Consider the following 26,232-nt stretch of genomic DNA (forward strand, 5'->3'; position numbering starts at 1 on the left):
GGGCGGGACATGAGAATGGGGGGCACCCGACTGGCTCCGGTGCCCCCCACTGCGGTGGTGCTACTTGCGGCCGGCGTTGATCAGCTCGGCGTGCTCCTGGAGCGACATCACTCCGACCTCGTCGCGCAGCAGCGCGTCCATGCCCTGGACCGCCGCGCCCATCGCCTGGACGGTGGTCAGGCACGGCACCCCGCGGGAGACCGCCGCGGTGCGGATCTCGTAGCCGTCGAGGCGACCGCCGGTGCCGTACGGCGTGTTGATGATCAGGTCGACCTCGCCGTCGTGGATCAGCTGGACGATGGTCCGCTCGCCGTTCGGGCCCTCGCCCTCGCTGTGCTTGCGCACCAGCGTGGACGGGATGCCGCCGCGGTGCAGCACCTCGGCGGTGCCGGCGGTGGCGAGCACCTCGAAGCCGAGGCCGACCAGCGCCCGGGCCGGGAAGACCAGGTTGCGCTTGTCCCGGTTGGCGACCGAGACGAAGACCTTGCCCCGGGTCGGCAGCGCGCCGTACGCGCCGGCCTGGGCCTTGGCGTACGCGGTGCCGAAGACCTTGTCGATGCCCATGACCTCACCGGTCGAGCGCATCTCCGGGCCGAGCACGGTGTCCACGCCGCGGCCGTGGATGTCGCGGAAGCGGCTCCACGGCATCACGGCCTCCTTGACCGCGATCGGCGCGTCGGCCGGCAGGGTGCCGCCGTCGCCCTCGGCCGGGAGCAGGCCCTCGGCGCGCAGCTCGGCGATGGTGGCGCCGAGCGAGATCCGGGCGGCGGCCTTGGCCAGCGGCACCGCGGTCGCCTTGGAGGTGAACGGGACGGTGCGGGAGGCGCGCGGGTTGGCCTCGAGCACGTAGAGGATGTCCCCGGCCATCGCGAACTGGATGTTGATCAGACCGCGGACGCCGACACCGCGCGCGATGGCCTCCGTGGAGGTGCGCAGGCGCTTGATGTCGTAGCCGCCGAGGGTGATCGGGGGCAGCGCGCAGGCGGAGTCACCGGAGTGGATGCCGGCCTCCTCGATGTGCTCCATGACGCCGCCGAGGTAGAGCTCGGTGCCGTCGTAGAGCGCGTCGACGTCGATCTCCACCGCGTCGTCCAGGAAGCGGTCGATCAGCACCGGGTGCTCGGAGATCAGACCGGCGTGCCGCTCCAGGTAGGAGGCGAGCGAGGCCTCGTCGTAGACGATCTCCATGCCGCGGCCGCCGAGCACGTAGGACGGGCGGGCGAGCACCGGGTAGCCGATCTCGTCGGCGATCGCCTTGGCCTCCTCGAAGGAGAAGGCGGTGCCGTGCTTGGGCGCGGGCAGGCCCGCGTCGCGCAGCACCCGGCCGAAGGCGCCGCGCTCCTCGGCGAGGTCGATCGCCTCGGGCTGGGTGCCGACGATCGGCACGCCGTTGTCCTTGAGCGCCTGGGCCAGGCCGAGCGGGGTCTGGCCGCCGAGCTGGACGATCACACCGGCCAGCGGGCCGGCCTGCTGCTCGGCGTGGACGATCTCCAGCACGTCCTCCAGGGTGAGCGGCTCGAAGTAGAGCCGGTCGGAGGTGTCGTAGTCGGTGGAGACGGTCTCCGGGTTGCAGTTGACCATGACGGTCTCGTACCCGGCGTCGGCCAGCGCGAAGGAGGCGTGCACGCAGGAGTAGTCGAACTCGATGCCCTGGCCGATGCGGTTCGGGCCCGAGCCGAGGATGATCACGGCCGGCTTGGTGCGCGGGGCGACCTCGCTCTCCTCGTCGTACGAGGAGTAGAAGTACGGGGTCTTGGCGGCGAACTCGGCGGCGCAGGTGTCGACGGTCTTGAACACCGGGCGGATGCCGAGCGCGTGGCGCACCTCGCGGACGACGTCCGGCTTCAGGCCGCGGATCTCGCCGATCTGCTGGTCGGAGAAGCCGTGCCGCTTGGCGTGGCGCAGCAGCTCGGGGGTGAGCTCGGCGGCCTCGGCCAGCTCGCCGGCGATCTCGTCCAGCAGGAAGAGCTGGTCGACGAACCACGGGTCGATCTTGGTGGCCTCGAACACCTCCTCCGGGGTGGCGCCGGCCCGGATCGCGTCCATCACGGTGTTGATCCGGCCGTCGGTCGGCACGGTGGCCTTGGCCAGCAGCGCGGACTTGTCACCCAGCGGGCCGGTCCAGCTGAACTGGGAGCCCTTCTTCTCCAGCGAGCGCAGCGCCTTCTGCAGCGCCTCGGGGAAGTTGCGGCCGAGCGCCATGGCCTCGCCGACGGACTTCATGGTGGTGGTCAGCGTCGCGTCGGCGCTCGGGAACTTCTCGAACGCGAACCGCGGCACCTTGACCACGACGTAGTCGAGGGTCGGCTCGAAGGAGGCCGGGGTCTCCTCGGTGATGTCGTTGGGGATCTCGTCCAGGGTGTAGCCGACGGCCAGCTTGGCGGCGATCTTGGCGATCGGGAAGCCGGTGGCCTTGGAGGCGAGCGCCGAGGAGCGGGAGACGCGCGGGTTCATCTCGATGACGATGACCCGGCCGTCGTCGGGGTTGACGGCGAACTGGATGTTGCAGCCGCCGGTGTCGACGCCGACCTCGCGGATGACGGCGATGCCGATGTCGCGCAGGATCTGGTACTCGCGGTCGGTGAGCGTCATCGCCGGGGCGACGGTGATCGAGTCACCGGTGTGCACGCCCATCGGGTCGAAGTTCTCGATGGAGCAGACGACCACGACGTTGTCGTTCTTGTCGCGCATCAGCTCCAGCTCGTACTCCTTCCAGCCGAGGATGGACTCCTCCAGGAGCACCTCGGTGGTCGGCGAGAGGGCCAGGCCCTGGCCGGCGATGCGGCGCAGGTCCTCCTCGTTGTGGGCGAAGCCGGAGCCGGCGCCGCCCATGGTGAAGGAGGGGCGCACCACGACCGGGTAGCCGCCGAGCTGGTCGACGCCGGCCAGCACCTCGTCCATGGTGTGGCAGATGACCGAGCGGGCGGACTCGCCGTACCCGATCTTGGCCTTGACGGCCTCGACGACGCCCTTGAACAGGTCGCGGTCCTCGCCCTTGTTGATCGCCACGACGTCGGCGCCGATCAGCTCGACGCCGTACTTCTCCAGCGTGCCCGCCTCGTGCAGCGAGATCGCGGTGTTGAGCGCGGTCTGGCCGCCGAGGGTCGGCAGCAGCGCGTCGGGGCGCTCCTTGGCGATGATCTTCTCGACGAACTCCGGGGTGATCGGCTCGACGTAGGTGGCGTCGGCGATCTCCGGGTCGGTCATGATGGTGGCCGGGTTGGAGTTGACCAGCACGACCCGCAGGCCTTCGGCCTTGAGGACGCGGCAGGCCTGGGTGCCCGAGTAGTCGAACTCGGCGGCCTGGCCGATGACGATCGGGCCGGACCCGATCACCAGGACGGACTTGATGTCAGTGCGCTTAGGCACGCTGGCCCTCCATGAGCTTCACGAAGCGGTCGAACAGGTAGGCGGCGTCGTGCGGGCCGGCGGCCGCTTCGGGGTGGTACTGCACGCTGAAGGCGGGCACGTCGAGCGCCTGCAGGCCCTCGACCACGTCGTCGTTGAGGCAGACGTGGGAGACCTCGACCCGCCCGTAGGGGGTGTCGCTCACCTTGTCCAGCGGCGCGTTCACGGCGAAGCCGTGGTTGTGGGCGGTCACCTCGACCTTGCCGGTGGTGCGGTCCTGCACGGGCTGGTTGATGCCGCGGTGGCCGTACTTGAGCTTGTAGGTGCCGAAGCCCAGGGCACGGCCGAGGATCTGGTTGCCGAAGCAGATCCCGAAGAACGGCGTCTTGCGCTCCAGCACGCCCTGCGCCACGGCGACCTGGTGGTCGGCGGTGGCCGGGTCGCCCGGGCCGTTGGAGAAGAAGACGCCGTCCGGGTTGACCGCGTAGACGTCCTCGAGGGTGGAGTTCGCCGGCAGCACGTGCACCTCGATGCCGCGCTCGGCCATCCGCTGCGGGGTCATCGCCTTGATGCCGAGGTCCAGCGCGGCGACGGTGAACCTCTTCTCACCGACGGCGGGGACGATGTACGGCTCGGTGGTGGCGACCTCCGCGCACAGGTCGGCGCCCTTCATCTCGGGCGACTGCTGCACCCGGGCGAGCAGGGCGGCCTGGTCGGCCAGCGCCTCGCCGGAGAAGATGCCGCAGCGCATCGCGCCGCGCTCGCGCAGGTGGCGGGTCAGCGCGCGGGTGTCGATGCCGCTGATGCCGACGACGCCCTGGCGGGCGAGCTCCTCGTCCAGCGAACGGCGGGAGCGCCAGTTGGACGCCACCCGGGCGGGGTCGCGCACGACGTAGCCGGCGACCCAGATCTGCTTGGACTCGTCGTCCTCGTCGTTCCAGCCGGTGTTGCCGATCTGCGGGGCGGTCATCACGACCACCTGGCGGTGGTACGACGGGTCGGTCAGGGTCTCCTGGTAGCCGGACATGCCGGTGTTGAAGACCGCCTCGCCGAAGGTCTCGCCGGTCGCGCCGTACGCCTGGCCGCGGAAGGTCCGGCCGTCCTCCAGGACGAGCACGGCGGGGATGCGCTCCCGCCGTTGGCGCGTGGTGGTGGGGGCAGGTGCGGTCATGACGCGGCCTCTTCCGTCTTCTTCGTCTTCGTACGTGTTGCGAGTTGAGCGATCGCCTCGACCCAGGCGGCGTGCTCGTCGGGGTGGTCGGCCCGGAAGCCGGAGTCCAGCTCGGTGCCCTCGTGCGTCCAGCTGACGACGAGCAGCCCGGAGGGGACGACCTTGCCGGCGATCCCGGAGTCCGTACGGGCACCGGTCAGGTGCTCGGCCGGGATCCAGAGGTCGACGTCGCCGGGGCGCTGGACCAGCAGGCCGTCCTCGCCGAGGGTGAGGTCGGCCCGGCTGCGGGTGCCCAGGCCGTGCGCGACGACCCGGTCCAGCCAGTTCCCGGCGGTGGTGGTGCCGTGGTACCGGCCGCTGGTCTCCAGGATGGTCCGCCCGGCGCGGGCCGGCACGGCAGGCAGCGGCGGGATCCCGGACTGCAGGGTGCGCCGCCAGTTCCAGCCCTGGCGCATCAGCCAGTAGACCAGGGCGATGATGATCAGCAGCCCGATCGACCAGCCGATGTACCCCGGCCAGTTGGTGACCTTCGCCTGCTCCCTGGCGAGCGTGGCGTAGTCCATCACTCCAGGCCACCCTGCTCGGCCAGCTCGCCGGCCAGCACGGTGGCGCGCCCGCGCAGGAAGGTGGCGTGCACCCGTCCGGGCAGGTCCATGCCCTTGTAGGGGGTGTTGCGGCTGCGGGTGGCGAAGCTCTCGGGGTTCACGGCACCACGGTACGCGGGATCGAAGAGCACCAGGTTGGCGGGCTCACCCACCGAGATCGGCCGGCCGTGGCCGGTGAGACGGCCGATCCGGGCCGGGCGGTGGGACATCCGGTCCGCGACGCCCTCCCAGTTCAGCAGGCCGGTGTCGACCATGGTCTGCTGCACGACCGACAGCGCGGTCTCCAGACCGACCATGCCCATCGCGGCCACGGCCCACTCGCAGTCCTTGTCCTCGGCCGGGTGCGGCGCGTGGTCGGTGGCGACGGCGTCGATGGTGCCGTCGGCGAGCGCCTTGCGCAGCGCCTGGACGTCCTCGGCGGTGCGCAGCGGCGGGTTCACCTTGTACACCGGGTCGTAGGAGCGGACCAGCTCGTCGGTGAGCAGCAGGTGGTGCGGGGTGACCTCGGCGGTGACGTCCCAGCCCTTGGACTTGGCCCAGCGGACGATCTCCACCGAGCCGGCCGTGGAGAGGTGGCAGACGTGCAGGCGGGAGCCGACGTGCGCGGCGAGCAGCACGTCGCGGGCGATGATCGACTCCTCGGCGACGGCCGGCCAGCCGCCGAGCCCGAGCTCGCCGGAGACCTGGCCCTCGTTCATCTGGGCGCCCTCGGTCAGCCGCGGCTCCTGGGCGTGCTGGGCGACGACGCCGTCGAAGGCCTTGACGTACTCCAGGGCGCGACGCATCAGCACCGCGTCGTCCACGCACTTGCCGTCGTCGGAGAAGACCCGGACGTTCGCGGCGGACTCGTGCATCGCGCCGAGCTCGGCGAGCTTCTTGCCCTCCAGGCCGACGGTGACGGCGCCGACCGGCTGCACGTCGCAGTAGCCGGCCTCCTGGCCGAGCCGCCAGACCTGCTCGACGACACCGGCGGTGTCGGCCACCGGGGTGGTGTTGGCCATCGCGTGCACGGCGGTGAAGCCGCCCATCGCGGCGGCCTGGGTGCCGGTGAGCACGGTCTCGGCGTCCTCGCGGCCGGGCTCGCGCAGGTGGGTGTGCAGGTCGACCAGGCCGGGCAGGACGATCATGCCGGTGGCGTCGATCTCGATGTCCGCGTCGACCGCCAGGCCGGTGCCGATCGCCTGGATGACACCGTCGGCGAGGTGGAGGTCCTGCGGGGCGCCGCCCAGGATCCTGGCGTTGCGGATCAGGTAGCTGACCATGTCGTTGGTTCGCTCACTGCGCTCGTTCACTGGACGGTCTCCACGGAGTCGGTGCGGGCGGCGGTGTCGGCGAGGGTGGCTCCGCCGAGCAGCAGGTAGAGGACGGCCATCCGGACGGAGACGCCGTTGGCGACCTGCTCGACCACGGTGCAGCGCGGCGAGTCGGCGACCTCGGCGGTGATCTCCATGCCGCGGACCATCGGGCCGGGGTGCATCACTATGGCGTGCTCGGGCAGCTGGGCCATCCGGCTGCCGTTCATGCCGTAGCGGCGGCTGTACTCGCGCTCGGTCGGGAAGAACGCGGCGTTCATCCGCTCGCGCTGGACCCGCAGCATCATCAGCGCGTCGGTCTTGGGCAGCACGCTGTCCAGGTCGTAGCTGACCTCGCAGGGCCACCCGGCTGCGCCGGTATCGGGGTTGGGTTCGATGCCGATGGGCAGCAGGGTCGGCGGGGCGACGAAGGTCACCTGGGCGCCGAGGGTGGTCAGCAGGTGCACGTTGGAGCGGGCGACCCGGCTGTGCAGGACGTCACCGACGATCGTGACCCGGCGGCCCGAAAGGTCGTTGCCGAGGCCGGCGTTGAGGTGGCGGCGCATGGTGAAGGCGTCGAGCAGCGCCTGGGTGGGGTGCTCGTGGGTGCCGTCACCGGCGTTGATCACACTGCCGTGCAGCCAGTCGGACTGGGCCAGCCGGGCCGGCGCGCCCGAGGCGTGGTGGCGGATGACGACCGCGTCGGCCCCCATCGCCTGCAGGGTCAGCGCGGTGTCCTTGAGGCTCTCGCCCTTGGAGACCGACGAGCCCTTGGCGGAGAAGTTGATGACGTCCGCGGACAGCCGCTTCTCGGCGACCTCGAAGGAGGTCTTGGTGCGGGTGGAGTCCTCGAAGAAGAGGTTGACGACGGTGCGACCGCGCAGCGTGGGCAGCTTCTTGACGGCCCGGCCGGAGAGCTGGGCCAGCTCCTCGGCGGTGTCCAGGATCAGCAGCGCGTCGTCGCGGCTGAGATCGGCGGCGGAGACGAGGTGGCGCTTCACGCGGGTTACTCCGGGAGGTGCGGTTCGGTGGGCTGGGAGGCCAGGGCCTGCGAGCTGCGGGCGGTGTAGTCGCGGTCGCCGACCAGGACGGCGTCCACGCCGTCGGTGTCGGCGAGGCGGACCTGCACGGCCTCGCGCAGCGAGGTGGGGAGGTTCTTGCCCACGTAGTCGGCCCGGATCGGCAGCTCGCGGTGGCCGCGGTCGACCAGGACGGCGAGCTGCACGGCGCGCGGACGGCCGATGTCGTTCAGCGCGTCGAGCGCGGCGCGGATGGTGCGGCCGGAGAAGAGCACGTCGTCGACGAGGATGACGAGCTTGCCGTCGATGCCGCCGGGCGGGATCTCGGTGTGCTCCAGGGCGCGGGCGGGCTTCAGCCGCAGGTCGTCCCGGTACATGGTGATGTCCAGGGTGCCCAGCGGGATCTCGCTCCCGGTGATCTGGGCCAGCCGGCCGTGCAGGCGGCGGGCGAGGTGCACTCCCCGGGTGTGGATGCCGAGCAGCACGACGTCCTCCGCGCCCTTGGCGCGCTCGACGATCTCGTGCGCTATCCGGGTGATGACCCGGGCGATGTCCGTGCCGTCCAGCACCTGGTGCGGCGGCCGCGGCGTGGGTTCCTGGTGTGTGGTCATGCCGAAGCGGACCTCCTTCCCCGCCTCACGGGACGGGCCTTAAAGGATGTCTGGGAATCTGCCCCCGCCGACCGGGCGCGGGCTTCGGGTCATCCTATCAGCGCGCCGAGAGGCAAATGGACCTCCATCATTCCGCTTCCCCGGGTTAACGCACCGGACGCGCCGACGATGGGAGCCATTCGCACGACTGCCCCATTCGGCTTGACGCAACTACCTTACTCTACGTAACCTCACAGTGAGTTACGAGACGGGCGTCGAACCCACCGGTAGCGACGCCGGCAATCGCCCGTGACCCACCACTGAACGCGAAGCAATCTCGTCCGGGGAGATCAATGTCCAGCGACTACGCGAAGCAGCTCGGAGGCAAGCTCCGAGCGATCCGCACTCAGCAGGGGCTCTCCCTGCACGGTGTCGAGGAGAAGTCCCAGGGGCGCTGGAAGGCAGTCGTCGTCGGCTCGTACGAGCGCGGCGACCGTGCGGTCACCGTGCAGCGGCTGGCCGAGCTCGCCGAGTTCTACGGCGTTCCGGTGCAGGAGCTCCTGCCCGGCGGTACCCCGGGCGGCGCGGCCGAGCCGCCGCCGCGCCTGGTCCTCGACCTGGAGAGACTGACCCAGGTCCCGTCCGAGAAGGCCGGTCCGCTGCAGCGCTACGCGGCGACCATCCAGAGCCAGCGCGGCGACTACAACGGCAAGGTCCTCTCGATCCGCCAGGACGACCTGCGCACTCTGGCCGTGATCTACGACCAGTCGCCGTCGATCCTCACCGAGCAGCTGATCTCCTGGGGTGTGCTCAACCCCGACGCGCGCCGTGCGGTGCGCGAGGAGGACGCGAGCTGAGGCTCGCAGACCAGCAGTAGCAGGCAGAAACGTCACGGCGCGGTTCCCGGGATCCGGGGGCCGCGCCGCGGCTGCGATCGCCACCTCGCCTCCGGGCACTCCGACCCGGCGCCGACGGCCGTCGCTCCGGCGCTTGCTCCTCCGTCGGTCGCTTGTCGCTCCTCACTTTCGGCGCCGGCGCGCCCTTCGGCTCGGCGGCAGGGGGTTCAGCAGGCCGTCCCCAGGCTGTAGCCCGGCTGTGCCGCCACCCCGTCCAGTCGCACCGGCCGGGCGGCCGGCGCCCAGTCCGGGCCACTGCTCGACCAGGCCCAGGCGGCCGGCAGGAAGTGTTCATCAGCGGCTCCGCCGCGGGCGCCGCAGGAGGCCGCCGAGCCCTGGGAGCCGTGCAGCACCGCGACGGCCGGCAGCTCCAGCGCCAGCCCGGCGCACAGCACCGCGCAGACCAGCTCCAGCTCCTCGTCGTTGATCCGCACCACGCCGTCCTCCCACTGAAGCACCCGGGCCGCCGCGGTCAGCGGCCCGCCCGGCGCGTCCACCCGCAGCCGCAACTCGTACACCCCGGCGCCCGCGCCGACCAGCATCCGGCGGAACACCTCGCTCCCGCGCTGGTGGGCGGCGCGCACCCAGCGCGCGTGCTCCTCGTCCGGCTCCGCCGGGCCCGCGGTCCCGAGCAGTCCGCCGTCCAGCAGCAGGTCTGCGTGGCAGAGCGTCAGCCCGTTCTCCCGGGCCCGGACCAGCCGCGGCACGAAGTCCCCGGCCAGCTCCTCGCCCTGGTAGGCCAGCAGCTGGGTCTGCAGCGGCGGGTTGACCAGGTAGCGGTCGCGGGCGGCCGGCTCGGCCGGGTCCAGGCCGTGCAGCAGGCAGAACTCCTCGAAGTCCCGCGGGTGGAACATCCTGGCCCGGACGGTCTCGAAGCGCTCCAGGGCGTCGGCCAGCAGCTCGGCGGTGTCGGCCAGGTAGCGCTCGTGGTCGGGGGCGTCGCTGACCCCCCAGTCACGGGCCTGCGCGAAGTCCGCGGCGTTGGTGAGCACCCCGATGACGAACGCCTGCTCGGCCCCCTCGACCCGCCGCGGCCGGTGCGGCCGGTGCGGCGCCCGCAACGCGGGGCGCGGGCCGCCGGCGGTGCAGTCGGAGTTGCGGCGGGCGCGGCCCTTGCGGCTGGTCATCGGAGGCTCCTGGCGTCGGCGGGCGGCCGTCGGGCGGTGACGGTCAGCGGCGGGGCTCGCCGCTGACCGTGTTACTCCCCAGTTCCGCGCGCCACACACGTACGGCGTGTCACAGGAATGTAACCACCGGTAATAGGAGCCGTGATCACCGCCTGGCCTCAGGCGGGACGCGGCGCCCGGGCCAGCTGGCGGGACTGGGCGACCAGGCGGCCGGCCTCGTCCCAGATCTCGGCGTCCTCCTCGAAGTAGCCGCCGGCGAGGTTGCGGGTGGCGTGGACGACCCGCAGCCAGCCCGGGGCGGGCTTGGCCCGCAGGTGGACGGTCAGCTCGATGGTCGGGGCCCAGCCGGGCAGGCCGAGGTCGAAGGTGACCGGCGGCAGCGCGTCGGCGACCAGCAGGAGCAGCAGCGGGTCGGGCTCGCGGCCGTCGGCGAGCCGGAACCAGCCCTGGATCCGGCCCCGGCCGGAGGGCTGTCCGAGCGCCCAGCCGACGGTGGCCGGGTCGAGCCGCAGGTCGAAGCGCTCCAGCAGGGCCGCCTGCTCGATCAGCTGCTTGGGCGCGTGCTCGACGCCGATGCACTGGTCCGGCGGCGGCAGCTGCGGCGCAGTGGCACTGGTGCGCACCTCGCCCTCGACGGTGGCCAGGTCGCCGTGGCTGGCCACCACGCGCAGGCGCTCGACGCCGTCCTGGCTGAGCGAGGCGGTGCCGGTGGACAGGCCGCGGCCGGTGCGCAGCACCTCGGTGCGGACGGTGGCCGGGCCGGGGGTGGAGGCGGACAGGTAGTAACCGCTGATCGACACCGGGTCCGGGTGCTGGCCGTGCTCCAGCGACAGCGCGTGTCCGGCCACGGCGAGCAGCAGCCCGCCGTTGACCCCGCCGCCGATCTGCCAGCCGGCGCCGAGCTCGGCCTCGTAGCGGCCGGCCTCCTCGGGGTGTCTGGTCAGCGCGATGCCCTGGTCGAACTCGCTGCGGGTCGCGGTGGTCATGGAGGTGCCCTGCCCTTCACGTCACTGGCTCAAGTTACTGACGAGTAGGGCCCCACCTTACGCCTGCCGGGTGCACCTTGCGATCGCCGGGGGAAACGCGGAACGGCCGTCGGAACCGAGGTTCTCGGTTCCGACGGCCGTTCCACAAGGCGTCAACGCTACCGGCGGATGCTCGGCTTCAGCTCCAGGAAGCGGGCGAGCATGCCGTTGACGAAGGCCGGGGAGTCGTCCGTGGAGAACTCCTTGGCGATCTCGACGGCCTCGTCCAGGACGACCGCGTCCGGGACGCCGTCCTCCCAGATCAGCTCGTACGCGCCGAGCCGCAGGACGTTGCGGTCCACGATCGGCATCCGGTCGAGCGTCCAGCCGACCGCGTACTGCTCGATGAGGTCGTCGATGCGACGGGCGTGCTGGACGTACCCCTCGATCAGCTCCATCGTGTACTCGCCGACCTGCGGGGTGCCCTCGTCGGGCTTGGGCTCGCGGGCGCGGGCGACCCAGTCGGCGAGGACCTGCTGCGGGTCGACCCCGCGGTGGTCGGCCTCGAAGAGGATCTGGAAGGCCCGGGTGCGGGCCTTGCTACGTGCGGCCGACACGGACTTACTTCACCCGGCCGAGGTAGCTGCCGTCGCGGGTGTCGACCTTGACCTTCTCGCCGGTGACGACGAACAGCGGCACCTGGATCTCGGCACCGGTCTCCAGGGTGGCCGGCTTGGTGCCACCGGTGGAGCGGTCGCCCTGGACGCCCGGCTCGGTGTGCTCGATGGTCAGCTCGACGGCGGCCGGGAGCTCGATGTACAGGACGGCGCCCTCGTTGGTGGCGACCAGGGCCTCGAAGCCCTCCAGCAGGTACTTGGCGGCGTCGCCGACGACGGCCGGCTCGACCGTCAGCTGGTCGTAGGTGTCCATGTCCATGAACACGAAGTTCTCGCCGTCCTTGTACGAGAACTGCATGCCGCGCTTGTCGACGTTGGCGGTCTCGACCTTGGTGCCGGCGTTGAAGGTCTTGTCGACGACCTTGCCCGTCAGGACCTCCTTGAGCTTGGTCCGGACGAAGGCCGGGCCCTTGCCGGGCTTGACGTGCTGGAACTCGACGACGGACCAGAGCTTGCCGCCCTCCAGCTTGAGGACCATGCCGTTCTTGAGATCGTTCGTGGAAGCCACGGGCGCACTTACTCCTGGATATAGCTGTCAAGGAACCAAGGGTTCGCGTCCTGCCGCCGACGGCCCTCGGGGGCCGCCGTCACAGGGCGAGGAGCTCCTTGGTGGTGATGGTGAGCAGCTCGGGCCCGCCCTCTTCGAGGGGGCGCACGACGAGCGTGTCCTCGATCCGGACCCCGCCCTTGCCCGGGAGGTGGACCCCTGGGCCGACGGTGACCGGCACGCGGCTGTCCAGTTTACCCATGTCCGACGGACCGAGGCGCGGCGCCTCCCTGATCTCCAGCCCGATGCCGTGGCCCACCGGGTGCGGCGAGGCCTCGGTGTGGCCCGCCGCCTCCAGGACCTGCCGGGCGACCCGGTCGGGTACGCACTGCTCGACGCCCGGCCCGAGCGCCTCCCGACCGGCCCGCTGGGCGCGGAAGACCAGCCGGTGCAGCTCGACCTGCCAGGGCGCGGGAGTGGCGCCGATCACGAAGGTCCGGGCGGTCGAGACGCGGTAGCCGCGGTACTGGGCGCCCATCACCACGGTGAGGAAGTCACCCTCCTCCACCCGGCGGTCGGTCGGCTGGTGGGCGGGCTGGCCGGAGTGGCCGCCGGTGCCGACCGAGACCGGGAAGGCCGCCCGGTCGGCGCCGTGGTCGATCATCCGGCGCTCCAGCTCCATCGCCAGGTGCCGCTCGGTCCGGCCGACCAGGATCGACTCCAGCAGCTCACCGAGCGCCTGGTCGGCGATCTCGGCGGCGATCCGCAGATCGGCGATCTCGTGCTCGTCCTTCACCACCCGCAGCCGCTCCACCACCTGGCCGAGGTCCGCCAGCCGGGCCCCCTCCACCAGGCCGGCCACCGCCCGGTGCCGGGTGACGGTCAGGTCGTGCTCCTCCACCGCCAGGTCCCGCACCCCCAGCCGCCCGGCCGCGGCCGCCGCCGCCAGCGCGGTGTCCGCCCCGGCCGACACCGGCACCTGGGTGACGTCCGGGGCGATCAGGTGCTCCCCCGAGTCATCCGGCGGCAGGTCGTCCGGCAGCGACAGCAGCGCCCGCTCCCGGGTCAGCAACAGCGTCGCCCCACACGGCGCGCAGCCCGTCAGATACCGCACGTTCGCCGCCCGGGTGATCAGCGCCGCATCGACCCCGGCCGCACTGCAGTGCTCCCTCACCCGCTCCCGCCGACCCGCGTACGCATCCACCATGCGTCGAGCCTACGAACCCCCGGCCCGAACCGCCCGCCGAGCACCCCCGCCCGATGCCCCACCGCCCCACTGCGCCCCTCGCGACGGCCCGCCGACGGCGCCCCGCGCGGCGCACTCCGCACCCCGAGTCGCTCGGCCGAGCACAACCGGCTCGCGCCGCGTCCCGTCCCCCGACGAGCGAGCCCCCCCGGCATCCCCTCACCTCCTTCGCGCCGTCGCCTCCCCTCCGGGTCGATCGGGCCGCGGCGGTAGGCCGGGACGAGGTTCTGCGGGACCGGATGGTCCTGCGCAAGTACGACCCGGTCGTGGGCGGGCGCGTCGACTTCCGCGAAGAGCGCCGACCGACAGGAGGAACACCCCGCAGGAGCGACGGCACGCGAAAGCGGCGCCCCCCACGCCGGGGAGGCGCCGCTTCGGCATCCGAAGAACAGCTCAGCGCGGCGGCGGGACCGACACCACCATGGTCAGCCGCAGCTCCCGCTCCCCCGCGTTGCGGTAGACGTGCGCGTGGGAGGCGTCGAAGGAGACCGTGCTGCCGGCCGGCACCGCGTGCAGCCGCTCGCCGTGCACCAGGGTCAGCTCGCCCTCGTCGACCCGCAGGATCTCCACCGTCCCGGCCGGGTGCGGCTCGGCGGAGTACTCCTCACCCGGCGCCATCCGCCAGTCCCACAGCTCCAGCGGCCCGGGCGCCTCGATCCCGTGCAGCAGGGTGCCGGTGCCGCCCTCCGGGCCGGTCCAGAGCGGGACGGCCTGGTCGCCGGGCACGATCCGGACGTCCGGGCCCTCCTCGTAGTCGAGCAGCGTGGCGATCGAGACGCCGAGCGCGTCGCCGATCCGGACCACGGTGGCCACGCTCGGGTTGGTGCGGCCCTGCTCGATCTGGACGATCATGCCGCGGCTCACTCCGGAGCGGGCGGCGAGGGCGTCCAGGGTGTGGCCGCGCTCGGTGCGCAGCCGCTTGACGTTCCGGGCGAGGGCCCGGGAGACGAGGTCGGGGTCCGGCACGCGGGCAGTCCTCCGGTGTCCACCGTACGAGACGTACAGAATATTGTTCGGTCGAGTTCAGTTCAGTGCACTACGCTGCCGTTCCGGCAACAAGTCCATCCGACTGTACTTCGGAGTGCATTGTGCTGTCCTCAAACAACTCCAGGACCCTCAAGTGACCGTCCTGCTCGCCCTCTCCGCCAGCCTGCTCACCGGCCTGGGCGACTTCGGCGGCGGCATCCTCACCCGCCGGCTGCCCGCGCTCGCCGTGGTGGTCGTCTCCCAGACCGCGGCCACCGTCGTCCTGCTCCTCGCCCTGCTGGCCACCGGCGGCTGGGCCGACGCCTCCCCCGCCCTCTGGTACGCCGTCGCCGCCGGGGTGATCGGCCCCTTCGCGATGCTCGCCTTCTACCGGGCGCTGGCACTCGGCCCGATGGGCGTGGTGTCCCCGCTGGCCACCGTCGGCGTCGCGGTGCCGGTCGGCGTCGGGCTCGCGCTCGGCGAGCGGCCCGGCCTCGGCCAGCTGGCCGGGATCGCGGTCGCGGTGGCCGGCGTGGTGCTGGCCGGCGGGCCCGAGCGCGGCGGGCCGTCCGCCGCCCGCACCGCCCTGCTGCTCAGCCTGGCCGCCGCCTTCGGCTTCGGCGCCAACATGTCCCTGCTCTCGCAGGCCTCGGCCGGTGGCGGGCTGCTGCTCGTGCTGTGCGTCCAGCGGGTCGTCAACGTCCTCGTCGGCGGTGCCGCGCTGCTGATCGGCCTGCGCGGCACCGACACCTCCGGGCTGCTGCCGGAGCTGCGCTCCCGGCTGCCCCTGCTCACCGGCGTCGGGCTGGTCGACGTCGCCGGCAACGCCACGTACGCCCTGGCCTCGCACGGCGGCTCGGCGGCGGTGGCCGCCGTGCTCGCCTCGCTCTACCCGGTGGTGACGGCGCTGCTGGCGCGCGGGGTGCTGAAGGAACGGCTGCGCCCGGTCCAGCTGGTCGGCGCCGGGCTCGCCGTCGCGGGCACGCTGCTGCTCGCGACGGCGTGACCGACGGGGCCACACCGACGTGGCTGCACCGACGGGCTACTTCACAGGCGTCCAGCGCTTCTCGACGCCCGCCAGCTTCCAGTAGGCGATCGCGATCGCCCACACCACCACGAACAGCCCCGCGATCGCGTAGCCGACGTTGTCCAGCGAGATGTCCGCGATGAACCCGGTCACCGGATCGGTCAGGTCGAGCTTCTCGTGCAGCACGCCGACCAGCTCGATGGTGCCGATGATGAAGGCCACCGCGATCGACAGCCCGGTGATGGTCAGGTTGTAGTACACCTTGCGCACCGGGTTGGAGAAGGCCCACTGGTACGCGAAGTTCATGAACGTCCCGTCCAGGGTGTCGAACAGGCTCATCCCGGCCGCGAACAGCAGCGGCAGGCACGCGATCGCGTACCAGGGCAGCCCCGCCGCCGCACCCGAACCGGCCATCACCATCAGCGTCACCTCGGTCGCGGTGTCGAAGCCCAGGCCCAGCACCATGCCGACCGGGAACATCTGCCCGGGCCGGGTGATCGAGCGGGTCGCCCGGTTCAGGATCCGGGCCATCAGGCCGCGCGAGTCGAGGTGCTCCTCCAGCTCCGCCTCGTCGTACCGCCCGGCCCGCATCGAGCGGAACACCTTCAGGATGCCGAACAGCGCCGCCAGGTTGAGCGCGCCGATCAGGTACAGGAAGGCGCCGGAGGCCGTGGTGCCGATCATCCCGAGCCACTTGTGGGTGGCCGAGTCGTCGTCCATCAGCGTGCCCGCCAGCTGGGCGCCGCCCGCGACCAGGGCGGCCATGACGACCACCATCGAGGAGTGGCCGAGCGCGAACCAGAAGCCCACCGACACCGGTCGCTTGCCGTCCGCCATCAGCTTGCGGGTGGTGTTGTCGATCACCGCGATGTGGTCGGCGTCGAAGGCGTGCCGCATGCCCAGGGTGTACGCGGTGATGCCGAGGCCGACCCCGAAGACCTGGGTGCCGACGGCGTAGTTCTGCGGGGCGACCAGGAAGACGAGGGTCCCGAACGCCACCACGTGCATGGCCAGGATCACCCCCATCAGCCCGGCGGTACGGATGGTGTCCTCGCGCTTCCACCGGAAGGTGGGCAGGACGGAGGGGACCGCCTCGGCGGGAGTGGCGGTTTCGGGCAGGGTCATCTGCGGATCACGCTCCAGCACCTCGTGGAATGACGTCGTGAGATGCCGTGGCCGGTCTCCTGGCTTACGGGGCTTCCGGACCCGCCTTCCCAGGCGCACGAGGCGCCCAGTGGCACGTGGGTCCGGACAACTCTCCCCCGATCACAGTGGCGAGGGCCGCTCCGGAGTGGGACCTGTTGAGGGTCCGTCACCGGTCTTCCCGAGCACCACGGCGGGGAACACCGTAGGGGCAGGACGGCACCCTCGCAAGGTTGCGCACCTGTGCAGGTGTCCAGGATCACAGGTCGTGAGCTGCCAGAATGTCCGCATGCATCTCGTACCGGCCGACCGCGCGGGCCACCGCACCATCGACGGGCACCGGGTCTGCGAAGCCATCGCCGCCATCGGTGACACCGAGCACGTCCGCTCCTGGGCCGAGCGGTTCTCCCTGCTCGCCGACCCCGGACGGCTCGCCCTGCTGCTCGCCCTCCACCGGGCCGGCCCGCTCGCCGTCAGCGACCTGGCGGTCGCCACCGGCATGCGCGACCCCGCCGTCTCCCAGGCGCTGCGCCTGCTCCGCACCGCGGGCCTGGTCACCGGCGACAAGGACGGACGCGTGGTGCGCTACCGGCTCGTGGACGACGGCATGCGCCCCCTCCTCGACGAGTGCGCCGCCGCCGACCACGAGGAGCCGACCGCGGCCGCGGGCTGACGACCCGACCGGTACCCGCGAAACGGCGCCGCGACGCGGCCGGATGAGTACGATCACGATGTGCCGTCCCACCCCCACGTCTGGCCCGCCGACCGCTGGAACACCCGCCCGGTCAAGGCCCGCGTGCTGGCCGTCGCCCGCACCCTCACCTCGGCGACCCGGGTCCTGGACGTCCTCACCCTGCTGCACCCGGACGGCATCGAGCGGTACTTCACCGTCAACCCCGGCTCCGCCTTCGCCGACCGCGCCCTGGACGACTTCCTCCACGGCCTGCCCGGCTACACCGTGCTGGACTGGGAGGACGCCGTCCAGCGCCGCTTCGACCTGGCCGTCGCCTGCGCCGTCCACGCCTCCATGCACCGTCTGGACGCCCACCTGGTCGTCCTGCCGCACGGCGCCGGCTACAACCGCCTGGTCACCGAGTCCACCGGCGACACGGTCAGCGCCGCCGGCCTCTCCCGCCATGAACTCACCCACCGCGGACGGGTGTTCGTCGACGTCCTCGGCCTCTCCCACCCCGAGCAGCTGGACCGGCTACGGGTCTCCTGCCCCGAGGCACTGGACGTCGCCCAGGTGGTCGGCGACCCCTGCTTCGACCGGATCCTGCGCAGCGAACGCTCCCGCGACGGCTACCGCGCCGCGCTCGGCGCCGTCGACGGCCGCCGGCTCGTCGTCGTCAACTCCACCTGGAGCGAACACTCGTTATTCGGCCGCCATCCCGACCTGCCGCAGCGGCTGGTCCGCCGGCTGCCCGCCGACGAGTACACGGTGGCCGTCGTGCTCCACCCCAACGTGTGGAGCCGGCACGACCCCGAAGCCCTGCTCGACGACGCCCGCCGGATGGGCCTGCGCCTCATCCCGCCCCACCAGGGCTGGCAGGCCGCACTCGTCGCCGCCGACTGCCTGATCGGCGACCACGGCTCGGTCTCCGTCTACGGCGCCGCCCTGGAACGCCGCACCCTGCTCGTCGCCACCGGCGCCGCCGAACTCGACCCGCACTCCCCCAGCTACGCCTTCGGCCAGCACGCACCAGCGCTGGACCCCGACGGCGACCTCGCCGCCCAGCTCGAACTCGCCCTCGCCCATGACCCCGCCGACCTGAGCGACCTCACCGACCGCTCGCTCGCCCACCGCGGCGAATCCGCCCGGGTGCTGCGCCCGCTGCTCTACTCCTTCCTCGGCGGCCTGGACGAACCCGAGGGCGAACCGGTCCTGCCGCCCTACCCCAAGCCCGCGCCCCGCCCGACCGGTGACGGACCCACCGCGTACGACGTCGAGGGCAAGAGCGAGGGCACCGAGGTCAGCCTGCGGCGCTACCCGTTCCACCCGGACGACCACACCCCGCGCGGCTTCCACGCCCTCACCGACGACCACCCCGGCGACGCCCTGCGCTACACCGCCGAGGTCCTCGCCCGCACCGAGCCGCACGCCGAACGCCCCGCCGTCCGCTGGCTCGCCGACACCGCCCTCGAACTGCCCGGCCTCGCCGTCGCGGTGGCCGCCCTCGGCCCGGCCCGCCACCTGCTCCGGCTGCACGGCGGTCTGCTCCTCGAGGCCCGCGCCGAACGGGACTTCGGCTGCCCCGACCCCAGCCTCGACCCCCTGCTGCTCGGCTCGGCGCTCGCCTGCTGGCTCGCCGACGGCGGCGACCCGGCCGGCCTGCCCGAGCACGGACTCACCGTCCGCACCGGCGAACACCGCACCCGGGTGTCGTTCAGCGCTGGAACCTAGCCCGGCAGCTCCTGCAGCTCCCGCAGCCGCGCCCGGCTGCGCTCGGCCAGTTCGGCGTCGTCCAGTTGCTCGGCGAGGGCGACCAGCAGGGTGTGGGCCTGGGCCTCCTTGGCGTACTGCTTGCGGGCCCTGGCCCGCTCGACGCAGGTTCCGGCCTGCTCGACGGCGCGATCGAGCTGCCCGAGCGCCCGGTGGGCCCGGGCGTGCACCAGCGGCAGCTTCATCAGCATGTCGTGGTCCGCGGTGGCCACGGCCCGCACGGTGGCCCCGGCCAACGCGGCCAGCGCCTCGTCCGCACGGCCGTCGGCGATCAGCGCCTGCGCCAGGTTGTAGCTCTGCACGATCTCGCCGTGGGCATCGCCCTCGTTGGCCTCCCGGGCCAGCGTGAACCTCTCCACCGCGTCCCCCGGACGGCCGTCGGCCAGGCACAGCAGGCCGTCCGTCTCGTACAGCACGCCCACCACCCGGCGGTCGGCCACCAGCGGCACCTGCTCGGCACCGAGCGCCAACTGTTCGGCGGCGAGCCCGAATTCCTCCCGCTCGTAGTGGGCCCGGGCCAGCTGGTTGTGCATCCGCACCACCGCGTCCGGATTGTTGGCCCACCGGGCCGACTCGATGCCGACCTCGTGGGTGGCGATCCAGTCCGCGTACAGCTTGCGGCCGTGGTAGAGCGGCCACAGCGACTCGCACAGCCGCCACACCTCGTCGTGCCACCGCCGCTCGGCCGCCGCCTCCACCACCGCGCGCAGATTGGCCCGCTCGGCGTGGAGCCACTCCAACGCGTCCGCCCCGCAGCGGAATCCGGGCAGGTCCTCGCCGCTCGGCTCCTGCAGCCGCAGCCGCGCACCCATCGCCCGGTCCGCCAGCGAGGCCCTGCCCCGGTAGTACGCCACCACCCGCGCCAACAGCTCGCCCCGGTCCGGCAGTTCCCGGGCGCAGGCGTAGGCGTGCGTCCGCACCACGTCATGGGCCTGGAAGCGCTCCCCCGGCCCCTGGTCGACGACCACGTCCAGCAGGTGCACGGCGCACAGCTCGTCCAGGGCCTCCTCCGCCCGCTCGACGCCCACCGCGTCCGCCAGTTCGGCCGACACGAAGGGCCCCGGGTGCACGCCGATCAGCCGGTAGAGCGACCGGCCGGGCGAGGAGAGCCGCTGGTACACCGGGTCGTAGGTCTCCCGGAGGTTCCCCTCCTCGTTGTTCAGGATGGCCAACCTGCCTTCCTGGTGGGACAGTTCCGCCACCACCTGGCCGACGGACAGCCGGCCCCGGCCCAGCAGCTGGCTCCCGACGGCGTTCAGCGCGAGCGGCAGCCCCTGGCACCGCTCCACCAGCGCCGCCACCTCCACCTCGGTGCCCCGCCCGGCGCTCAGCCAGCCGCGGACGAGCGCGGCACCGGCCGCCGCACTCAACCGGTCCAGCTCGAGCACCTCGGCCCCCTCCATCCGCAGCGCGTCCAGCCGCCGCCGACCCGCCGCCACCACCAGCCCGCCGGACGGCAGCAGCGCCCGGACCTCGGCGGCGTGCTCGACGTTGTCCAGGAAGATCAGGCACCGCTGATCGGCGGTGACGGTACGGAACTCCCCGAACCGCTCGGCCTCCGCGTCCGGAGGGCGGACCCCGAGAGCCCGCAGGAAGCCCTCCAGCACCCCGGGGAGGTCCACCGCGGACCGGTGCCGGTACGCCTTCAGGTCGGCGTACAGCACCCCGCCCGGGAAGTGCGACGCCCGCTCCTTGGCGAACTTCGCCACCAGCTCGGTCTTGCCCACCCCACCGAGACCACTGAAGGCCACGACCGCCGGCCCGCCCTGCTCGGACCTGGCCAACGCGGCGGTGAGCGCCGCGAGTTCACGCTCACGGTTGACGAAGCTCGCCCGCGGCGGACGCACCTGGTACGGGATCCGGCGCTTAGGCGGCAGGTGGACCGTGACGTTCTGCCCCTGGATCACGTCCCCGTGCACCGTGCCCGACACGCTGTTGGACACCTCGTAGCCGTCCACCCGTGCGCTCCCTCCGACCGGACCGGGCCCCAGCCTACGGCGTGGGCCCGCCCCCGGGGCTGAATCCGCCTCAGGATCCGCCTCAGGACCCGCCTCAGGCCGTCTGGCAGGTCGGGCACCAGAACAGGTTGCGCGCCGCGTGCTCCTCCGTCCGCACCTCCGTGCCGCAGACCAGGCAGGGCATCGCGGCGCGGCGGTAGACGTACACCTCGCCGCCGTGGTCGTCCACCCGGGGCGGGCGGCCCATCGCCTCGGGGGTGTGCTCGGGCCGGACGGTGTCGATCCGGCCGGCGGCGACGCCCTCGCGCATCAGGGCGACCAGGTCGGCCCAGATCGCGTCCCACTCGCGACGGGTGAGGTCGCGGCCGGCCCGGTGCGGGTTGACGCGGTGGCGGAACAGCACCTCGGCGCGGTAGACGTTGCCGACCCCGGCCAGCACCTTCTGGTCCATCAGCAGCGCGGCGACGGTCGTCCGGCTGCCGGATATCCGGCGCCAGGCGGCCTCCGGGTCGGCGTCGGCGCGCAGCGGGTCGGGGCCGAGGCGGGCGGCGACGGCGGCCTTCTCGGCGTCGGTGACCAGCGCACAGGTGTTGGGACCGCGCAGGTCGGCGTAGCCGCCGTCATTGGCCAGCCGCAGCCGGACCAGGCCGACGGGCTCGGGCGCGGGCCCGTCGCCGAAGGTGAAGCCGCCGTAGAGGCCGAGGTGGATGTGCACCCAGGCGCCCTCCTCGAAGCCCAGGAACAGGTGCTTGCCGGTGGCCTCCGCGCCCGTGAGCAGTTGCCCGTCGATCGCCTTGGCCTCGTCGGCGAAGCGGCCCTGCGGGCTGGAGACCCGCACCGGGCGGCCGGCGAAGGCCTGGCGGTTCTGACCGGCGAGGCGGTGGATGATGTGGCCTTCCGGCACGGGCGTCAGCTCCCCGGGTGGTTCTGGCGGGTCCGCTCCATCATCGCAGCCCCCACCGACAGCTCCACGACCAGCGGGTCAGCGGACCGGCATCCCCATCAGCCGGGCGAGGATGACCCGGTCCAGCTCGGCGGCCGTACCGGCGACGTCCAGGTACGAGTTGTCGATGATCGGCAGCCCGGAGTTGTACCAGCCGGCCATCCGGCCGTGGATGCGCGCCACCTCCTCGTCACCGAGCCGCCTGGTCCCGCTGCGGCGGGCGTTGCGGCGCAGCACCGAGTCCAGGCTGGGCAGCAGCACGACCGGGATCATGCCGGGGCCGATGTGCCGCTTCCAGCCGCCGAGGCCGATCGCCGGACGGTCCGGGAAGACGGCGTCGTCGATGATGCAGGAGATGCCGTTGGCCAGGTAGTTGCGGCAGGCGAAGCCGCAGGTGCGGCGGGCCAGCCGGTACTGGGCCTCGGAGGCGTTGTTCCAGCCGGACTGCGGGTTGGCGAAGCCGGACTGCACCCACTCCCGGACGTCGTCCAGGCTGATGTGCGCGGTCGGGGTGGCCCGGCGCTCGGCCCAGTACCGGGCGACGGTGGTCTTGCCCGCCCCGGCGGGGCCGATCAGCAGCACGGCGATCGGCCCGGCGGGCGCGTGCCGCTGCGGCGGGTGGGCGGGGAGCTGGACGGGCGTGCCGGTGGGCAGCACGAAGTGCCCGGTGCCGCCGGCCGGTACGGGCGCGGTGGGCACCGGCCGCGGCGCAGCGGGGGGCACCGGCCGCGGCGCACCGGCGGGTGCGGGCGCCGGCGCGGGCCGGGGTGCCTGAGCAGGTGCCGGAGCGACGGCCGGTGCCGGCCCCGGCACCGGACCGGAAGCAGGAGCCGCCCCCGGCCGAACGGTCGGCGGCGGCGGAGCGGGCGACGGAACCGTCGCTCCCGACGGGGACGCCCCCGCACCGCCCCCCGGCGGCACCGGCGGAGCGGCGGGACGCGGCGGGACCTGCCCACCTGCGGCGTACTGCGTCACGGCACCTCCCGACAACTCTCAGCGGGACACTACACGGCGGCCCGGCAACGGGCACAGTCCGCCGCCGGGCCGCTGACCAGCTGTCAGCGCGAGGTGAGCTGCTCCGCCAGGGCGCGCAGGGCCAGTTCGTACGACCCGAGCCCGAACCCCGCGATGGTCCCGGAGGCCACCGCCGCGATCACCGAGGTGTGCCGGAAGGTCTCCCGCGCGTACGGGTTGGAGATGTGCACCTCGATCAGCGGCGCGGTGCGCTGCGCCGCGGCGTCCCGCATCGCGTACGAGTAGTGGGTGAACGCGCCCGGGTTGATCACCACGGGCACCTTCCCGTCGGCCGCCTCGTGCAGCCACTCCACCATCTGCTGCTCGGAGTTGGTCTCGTGCACCTCGACCTCGAAGCCGAACTCCTTGCCCAGCGCGGTGCAGCGCTCGACCAGCCCGGCGTACGAGGTGGCGCCGTAGACGTCCGGCTCGCGGCTGCCCAGCCGGCCGAGGTTGGGGCCGTTGAGCACCATCACCCGGGTCACGCCGAGACCTCCGCGTAGGCGGCGACCAGCAGGGACGGGTCGGGGCCCTCCAGCACGGAGGTCTTGCCGAGGCCGTCCAGGACGATGAAGCGGATCAGGTCGCCGCGCGACTTCTTGTCGATCTTCATGGCGTCCAGCAGCTTCGGCCAGGCGTCCGCCCGGTAGGTCAGCGGGAGGCCGACCGAAGCCAGTACGGTGCGGTGCCGGTCGGCCGTCTCGTCGTCCAACCGCCCGGCCAGCCGGCCGAGTTCGGCCGCGAAGACCATGCCGATGGAGATCGCCGCGCCGTGCCGCCACTTGTAGCGCTCGTTGCGCTCGATGGCGTGGCCCAGGGTGTGGCCGTAGTTGAGGATCTCGCGCCGGCCGGACTCCTTGAGGTCCCCGGAGACCACGTCGGCCTTGACCTGGATGGCCCGGCGGATCAGCTCGACGGTGTGCGGGCCGGCCGGGGTCTTCGCGCCCTCCGGGTCGGCCTCGACCAGGTCGAGGATGACCGGGTCGGCGATGAAGCCGCACTTGATGACCTCGGCGAGGCCGGAGACGTAGTCGTGCTTGGGCACGGTCTCCAGGGTGCCGAGGTCGGCCAGCACGCCCACCGGCGGGTGGAAGGCGCCGACCATGTTCTTGCCCTCGGCGATGTTGATGCCGGTCTTGCCGCCGACGGCCGCGTCGACCATGCCGAGCAGCGTGGTGGGCATGGAGATCCAGCGCACCCCGCGCAGCCAGGTGGCCGCGACGAAGCCGGCCAGGTCGGTGGTGGCCCCGCCGCCGAGGCCGACGATGACGTCGCTGCGGGTGAACCCGGTCTGCCCGAGCACCGACCAGCAGTACGCGGCGACCTCGGCGCTCTTCGCCTCCTCGGCGTTGGGCACCTGCAGCGCGATCGCCTCGTACCCCTCGCCGGCCAGGTCCTCGCGGATGGCGTCGGCGGTGGCGGCCAGCGCCTCCGGGTGGATGATCGCGACCCGCTTGGCGCGCGGCCCGACCAGCGGCGCCAGCTCGCCGAGCAACTGGTGCCCGATCAGCACGTCGTACGGGTCGTGGCCGGCGCTGCCGCCGACGTGGATCCTGACGGTGGTGTCAGTCATGGGGGGTCTTCAGCTCCAGTGCTTCCAGTACGGCGTCCGCGACCTGCTCCGGGGTGCGGTCGGCGGTGTCGACGACGGCGGTGGCCACCTCCAGGTAGAGGGGGCGGCGGGCCTCCATCAGCTCGCGCCAGCGGGCCCGCGGGTTGACGGCCAGCAGCGGGCGCGGGGCGTCCAGGCCGACCCGCTTGACCGCGTCGCCCAGCGGGACCTCCAGGAAGACCACCGGCAGCTCGCGCAGCAGCTCGCGGGTGGCCTCGGCCATCACCGCGCCGCCGCCGAGCGCCAGCACTCCGCCGTGTCCCTCCGCCGCCGCGCGCACCGCCCGGACCTCCAGCTCGCGGAAGTGCGGCTCGCCCTCGTCGATGAAGATCTCCGGGATGGGCTTGCCGGCCAGCGCCTCGATGTCGGCGTCGGTGTCCCGGAAGCCGACGCCCAGGCGCTCGGCCAGGGCCCGCCCGACGGTGGACTTGCCACTGCCGGGCGGGCCGACCAGCACCACGACGGGCTGAGTCATCGGACGATCAGGTTGTCGAGGTAGCCCTGCACGTTGCGACGGGTCTCGGAGACGTTGTCGCCACCGAACTTCTCGCTGACCGCGTCGGCCAGCACCAGCGCGACCATCGCCTCGGCGACGATGCCGGCGGCCGGCACCGCGCAGACGTCCGAGCGCTGGTGGTGCGCCTTGGCCGGCTCGCCGGTGCGCACGTCCAGCGTCTGCAGCGCCCGCGGCACGGTCGCGATCGGCTTCATCGCGGCGCGCACCCGCAGCACCTCACCGGTGGTCAGGCCGCCCTCGGTGCCGCCGGAGCGGCCGGAGGTGCGCTTGACGCCCTCGGGCGTCGGGACGATCTCGTCGTGCGCCTTCGAGCCCGGCACCCGGGCCAGCTCGAAGCCGTCGCCGACCTCGACGCCCTTGATCGCCTGGATGCCCATCAGGGCGGCGGCCAGCCGGGCGTCCAGCCGGCGGTCCCAGTGCACGTGCGAGCCGAGGCCCACCGGCACGCCGTACGCCAGCACCTCGACCACGCCACCGAGGGTGTCGCCGTCCTTGTGGGCCTGGTCGATCTCGGCGACCATCGCCTTCGAGGCGTCCGCGTCCAGGCAGCGCACCGGGTCGGCGTCCAGCCGGGCCTCGTCCGAGGGCAGCGGCACCACACCGGCCGGCGCCTTGGCGGCGGCCAGCTCGACCACGTGGCTGACGATCTCGATCCCCGCCACCTCGCGCAGGTACGCGCGGGCGACGGCGCCCAGCGCGACCCGGGCGGCCGTCTCCCGGGCGCTGGCGCGCTCCAGGATCGGCCGGGCCTCGTCGATCGAGTACTTCTGCATGCCGGCCAGGTCGGCGTGGCCGGGCCGGGGGCGGGTCAGCGCCTCGTTGCGGGCCAGGCCGGCCAGCACCTCGGGGTCGACCGGGTCGGCCGACATGACCTGCTCCCACTTCGGCCACTCGGTGTTGCCGACCATGATCGCGACCGGGCTGCCCATGGTCAGGCCGTGCCGGACGCCACCGAGGAAGGTCACCTCGTCCTGTTCGAACTTCATCCGCGCCCCGCGGCCGTAACCGAGCCGGCGCCGCGCCAGCGCGTCGGCCACCACGTCGGTGGTGACCGGTACACCGGCGGGAAGGCCTTCCAGCGTCGCGACGAGTGCGGGGCCGTGCGACTCCCCCGCCGTCAGCCAGCGCAACGTACCCAACGGAGCTCCTTCATCAGCGGACCGGTCCACGGCACCGCCGCGACCCG

At 72.9% G+C, this 26,232-nt stretch carries 24 protein-coding genes and 1 riboswitch; of the genes, 4 read left to right on the forward strand and 20 right to left on the reverse strand.

Features of this window, described 5'->3' with window-relative positions:
• Positions 1–60 precede the first annotated feature (60 nt).
• Genes carB through pyrR form a run of 6 tightly spaced genes read right to left on the reverse strand, consistent with a single transcriptional unit; the run spans position 61 to position 8,046 of the window.
• Entirely contained in the window at positions 61–3,369 is a 3,309-nt protein-coding gene (gene carB, locus ACWCYO_RS26435) for a carbamoyl-phosphate synthase large subunit (protein ID WP_449785589.1), read from the reverse strand.
• On the reverse strand, positions 3,362–4,519 hold the full coding sequence (gene carA / locus ACWCYO_RS26440) for a glutamine-hydrolyzing carbamoyl-phosphate synthase small subunit (protein WP_449785590.1): 1,158 nt from the start codon (positions 4,517–4,519) through the stop codon (positions 3,362–3,364). Before carA ends, carB begins: the two co-directional genes overlap by 8 nt.
• Positions 4,516–5,082 carry a PH-like domain-containing protein gene (locus ACWCYO_RS26445; RefSeq protein WP_270148403.1) on the reverse strand — a complete coding sequence of 189 codons (567 nt, stop codon included), beginning with the start codon at positions 5,080–5,082 and terminating at the stop codon, positions 4,516–4,518. The genes carA and ACWCYO_RS26445 overlap by 4 nt, the downstream gene beginning before the upstream one ends.
• The gene (locus tag ACWCYO_RS26450; RefSeq protein ID WP_270151365.1) at positions 5,082–6,386 is read right to left on the reverse strand and encodes a dihydroorotase; all 1,305 of its coding nucleotides are present in this window, start codon (positions 6,384–6,386) and stop codon (positions 5,082–5,084) included. The genes ACWCYO_RS26445 and ACWCYO_RS26450 overlap by 1 nt, the downstream gene beginning before the upstream one ends.
• A gap of 26 nt (positions 6,387–6,412) precedes the next feature.
• Entirely contained in the window at positions 6,413–7,417 is a 1,005-nt protein-coding gene (locus ACWCYO_RS26455) for an aspartate carbamoyltransferase catalytic subunit (RefSeq protein WP_270148401.1), read from the reverse strand.
• 5 nt (positions 7,418–7,422) lie between these two features.
• Positions 7,423–8,046, reverse strand: coding sequence for a bifunctional pyr operon transcriptional regulator/uracil phosphoribosyltransferase PyrR (gene pyrR, locus ACWCYO_RS26460; RefSeq protein WP_270148399.1), 624 nt, complete (start codon positions 8,044–8,046; stop codon positions 7,423–7,425).
• A gap of 332 nt (positions 8,047–8,378) precedes the next feature.
• On the opposite strand from pyrR, the gene bldD reads away from it, so the two are divergent.
• Positions 8,379–8,882 (forward strand): transcriptional regulator BldD, encoded by a 504-nt coding sequence (gene bldD, locus ACWCYO_RS26465; RefSeq protein ID WP_030056198.1) that lies wholly within the window; start codon positions 8,379–8,381, stop codon positions 8,880–8,882.
• 206 nt (positions 8,883–9,088) lie between these two features.
• On the opposite strand, the gene ACWCYO_RS26470 is transcribed toward bldD, so the two are convergent.
• The 6 genes from ACWCYO_RS26470 to ACWCYO_RS26495 form a co-directional block, all read right to left on the reverse strand.
• A complete protein-coding gene (locus ACWCYO_RS26470) occupies positions 9,089–10,048 on the reverse strand; it encodes a hypothetical protein (protein ID WP_449785591.1) in 960 nt (319 codons plus the stop codon).
• Positions 10,049–10,206: 158 nt separating this feature from the next.
• A complete protein-coding gene (locus ACWCYO_RS26475) occupies positions 10,207–11,034 on the reverse strand; it encodes a thioesterase family protein (RefSeq protein WP_270148394.1) in 828 nt (275 codons plus the stop codon).
• A 158-nt stretch (positions 11,035–11,192) separates the two neighbouring features.
• A complete protein-coding gene (nusB, locus tag ACWCYO_RS26480) occupies positions 11,193–11,630 on the reverse strand; it encodes a transcription antitermination factor NusB (protein WP_030290257.1) in 438 nt (145 codons plus the stop codon).
• A 4-nt stretch (positions 11,631–11,634) separates the two neighbouring features.
• The gene (efp, locus tag ACWCYO_RS26485) at positions 11,635–12,198 is read right to left on the reverse strand and encodes an elongation factor P (protein WP_045692866.1); all 564 of its coding nucleotides are present in this window, start codon (positions 12,196–12,198) and stop codon (positions 11,635–11,637) included.
• A gap of 79 nt (positions 12,199–12,277) precedes the next feature.
• Entirely contained in the window at positions 12,278–13,384 is a 1,107-nt protein-coding gene (locus ACWCYO_RS26490) for a M24 family metallopeptidase (RefSeq protein ID WP_270148391.1), read from the reverse strand.
• A gap of 432 nt (positions 13,385–13,816) precedes the next feature.
• The gene (locus ACWCYO_RS26495) at positions 13,817–14,389 is read right to left on the reverse strand and encodes a helix-turn-helix domain-containing protein (RefSeq protein ID WP_270148390.1); all 573 of its coding nucleotides are present in this window, start codon (positions 14,387–14,389) and stop codon (positions 13,817–13,819) included.
• Between the two features lie 154 nt (positions 14,390–14,543).
• Here ACWCYO_RS26495 and ACWCYO_RS26500 point away from each other — a divergent pair, with 154 nt between their 5' ends.
• Positions 14,544–15,395 carry an EamA family transporter gene (locus ACWCYO_RS26500; RefSeq protein WP_449785592.1) on the forward strand — a complete coding sequence of 284 codons (852 nt, stop codon included), beginning with the start codon at positions 14,544–14,546 and terminating at the stop codon, positions 15,393–15,395.
• 36 nt (positions 15,396–15,431) lie between these two features.
• Here ACWCYO_RS26500 and ACWCYO_RS26505 read toward each other — a convergent pair whose 3' ends face one another.
• Positions 15,432–16,541, reverse strand: coding sequence for a Nickel transporter NicT (locus tag ACWCYO_RS26505; protein WP_270148387.1), 1,110 nt, complete (start codon positions 16,539–16,541; stop codon positions 15,432–15,434).
• 32 nt (positions 16,542–16,573) lie between these two features.
• Positions 16,574–16,767: riboswitch (cobalamin riboswitch) on the reverse strand.
• Positions 16,768–16,848: 81 nt separating this feature from the next.
• On the opposite strand from ACWCYO_RS26505, the gene ACWCYO_RS26510 reads away from it, so the two are divergent.
• Positions 16,849–17,232 (forward strand): ArsR/SmtB family transcription factor, encoded by a 384-nt coding sequence (locus ACWCYO_RS26510; protein WP_270148386.1) that lies wholly within the window; start codon positions 16,849–16,851, stop codon positions 17,230–17,232.
• Between the two features lie 60 nt (positions 17,233–17,292).
• On the forward strand, positions 17,293–18,963 hold the full coding sequence (locus ACWCYO_RS26515; protein WP_449785593.1) for a hypothetical protein: 1,671 nt from the start codon (positions 17,293–17,295) through the stop codon (positions 18,961–18,963).
• On the opposite strand, the gene ACWCYO_RS26520 is transcribed toward ACWCYO_RS26515, so the two are convergent.
• The 7 genes from ACWCYO_RS26520 to aroC all read right to left on the reverse strand — a co-directional run bounded on the left by ACWCYO_RS26520 (position 18,960) and on the right by aroC (position 26,185).
• Positions 18,960–20,960, reverse strand: coding sequence for an AAA family ATPase (locus ACWCYO_RS26520; RefSeq protein ID WP_449785594.1), 2,001 nt, complete (start codon positions 20,958–20,960; stop codon positions 18,960–18,962). The genes ACWCYO_RS26515 and ACWCYO_RS26520 overlap by 4 nt on opposite strands.
• A gap of 94 nt (positions 20,961–21,054) precedes the next feature.
• Positions 21,055–21,864, reverse strand: a complete 810-nt coding sequence (locus ACWCYO_RS26525; protein ID WP_449785595.1) for an Fpg/Nei family DNA glycosylase — start codon at positions 21,862–21,864, stop codon at positions 21,055–21,057.
• Between the two features lie 78 nt (positions 21,865–21,942).
• A complete protein-coding gene (locus ACWCYO_RS26530; protein ID WP_405000840.1) occupies positions 21,943–22,824 on the reverse strand; it encodes an AAA family ATPase in 882 nt (293 codons plus the stop codon).
• Positions 22,825–22,961: 137 nt separating this feature from the next.
• Positions 22,962–23,390 (reverse strand): type II 3-dehydroquinate dehydratase, encoded by a 429-nt coding sequence (aroQ, locus tag ACWCYO_RS26535; RefSeq protein WP_270151363.1) that lies wholly within the window; start codon positions 23,388–23,390, stop codon positions 22,962–22,964.
• Between the two features lie 8 nt (positions 23,391–23,398).
• Entirely contained in the window at positions 23,399–24,490 is a 1,092-nt protein-coding gene (gene aroB, locus ACWCYO_RS26540; protein ID WP_270148380.1) for a 3-dehydroquinate synthase, read from the reverse strand.
• Positions 24,483–25,004: a shikimate kinase gene (locus tag ACWCYO_RS26545; protein ID WP_270148378.1), complete on the reverse strand. Its 522-nt coding sequence runs from the start codon at positions 25,002–25,004 to the stop codon at positions 24,483–24,485. Before ACWCYO_RS26545 ends, aroB begins: the two co-directional genes overlap by 8 nt.
• On the reverse strand, positions 25,001–26,185 hold the full coding sequence (gene aroC / locus ACWCYO_RS26550; protein ID WP_270148377.1) for a chorismate synthase: 1,185 nt from the start codon (positions 26,183–26,185) through the stop codon (positions 25,001–25,003). Before aroC ends, ACWCYO_RS26545 begins: the two co-directional genes overlap by 4 nt.
• Between the last annotated feature and the right edge of the window lie 47 nt (positions 26,186–26,232).

It is taken from the genome of Kitasatospora sp. NPDC001683 (genome assembly GCF_053596495.1).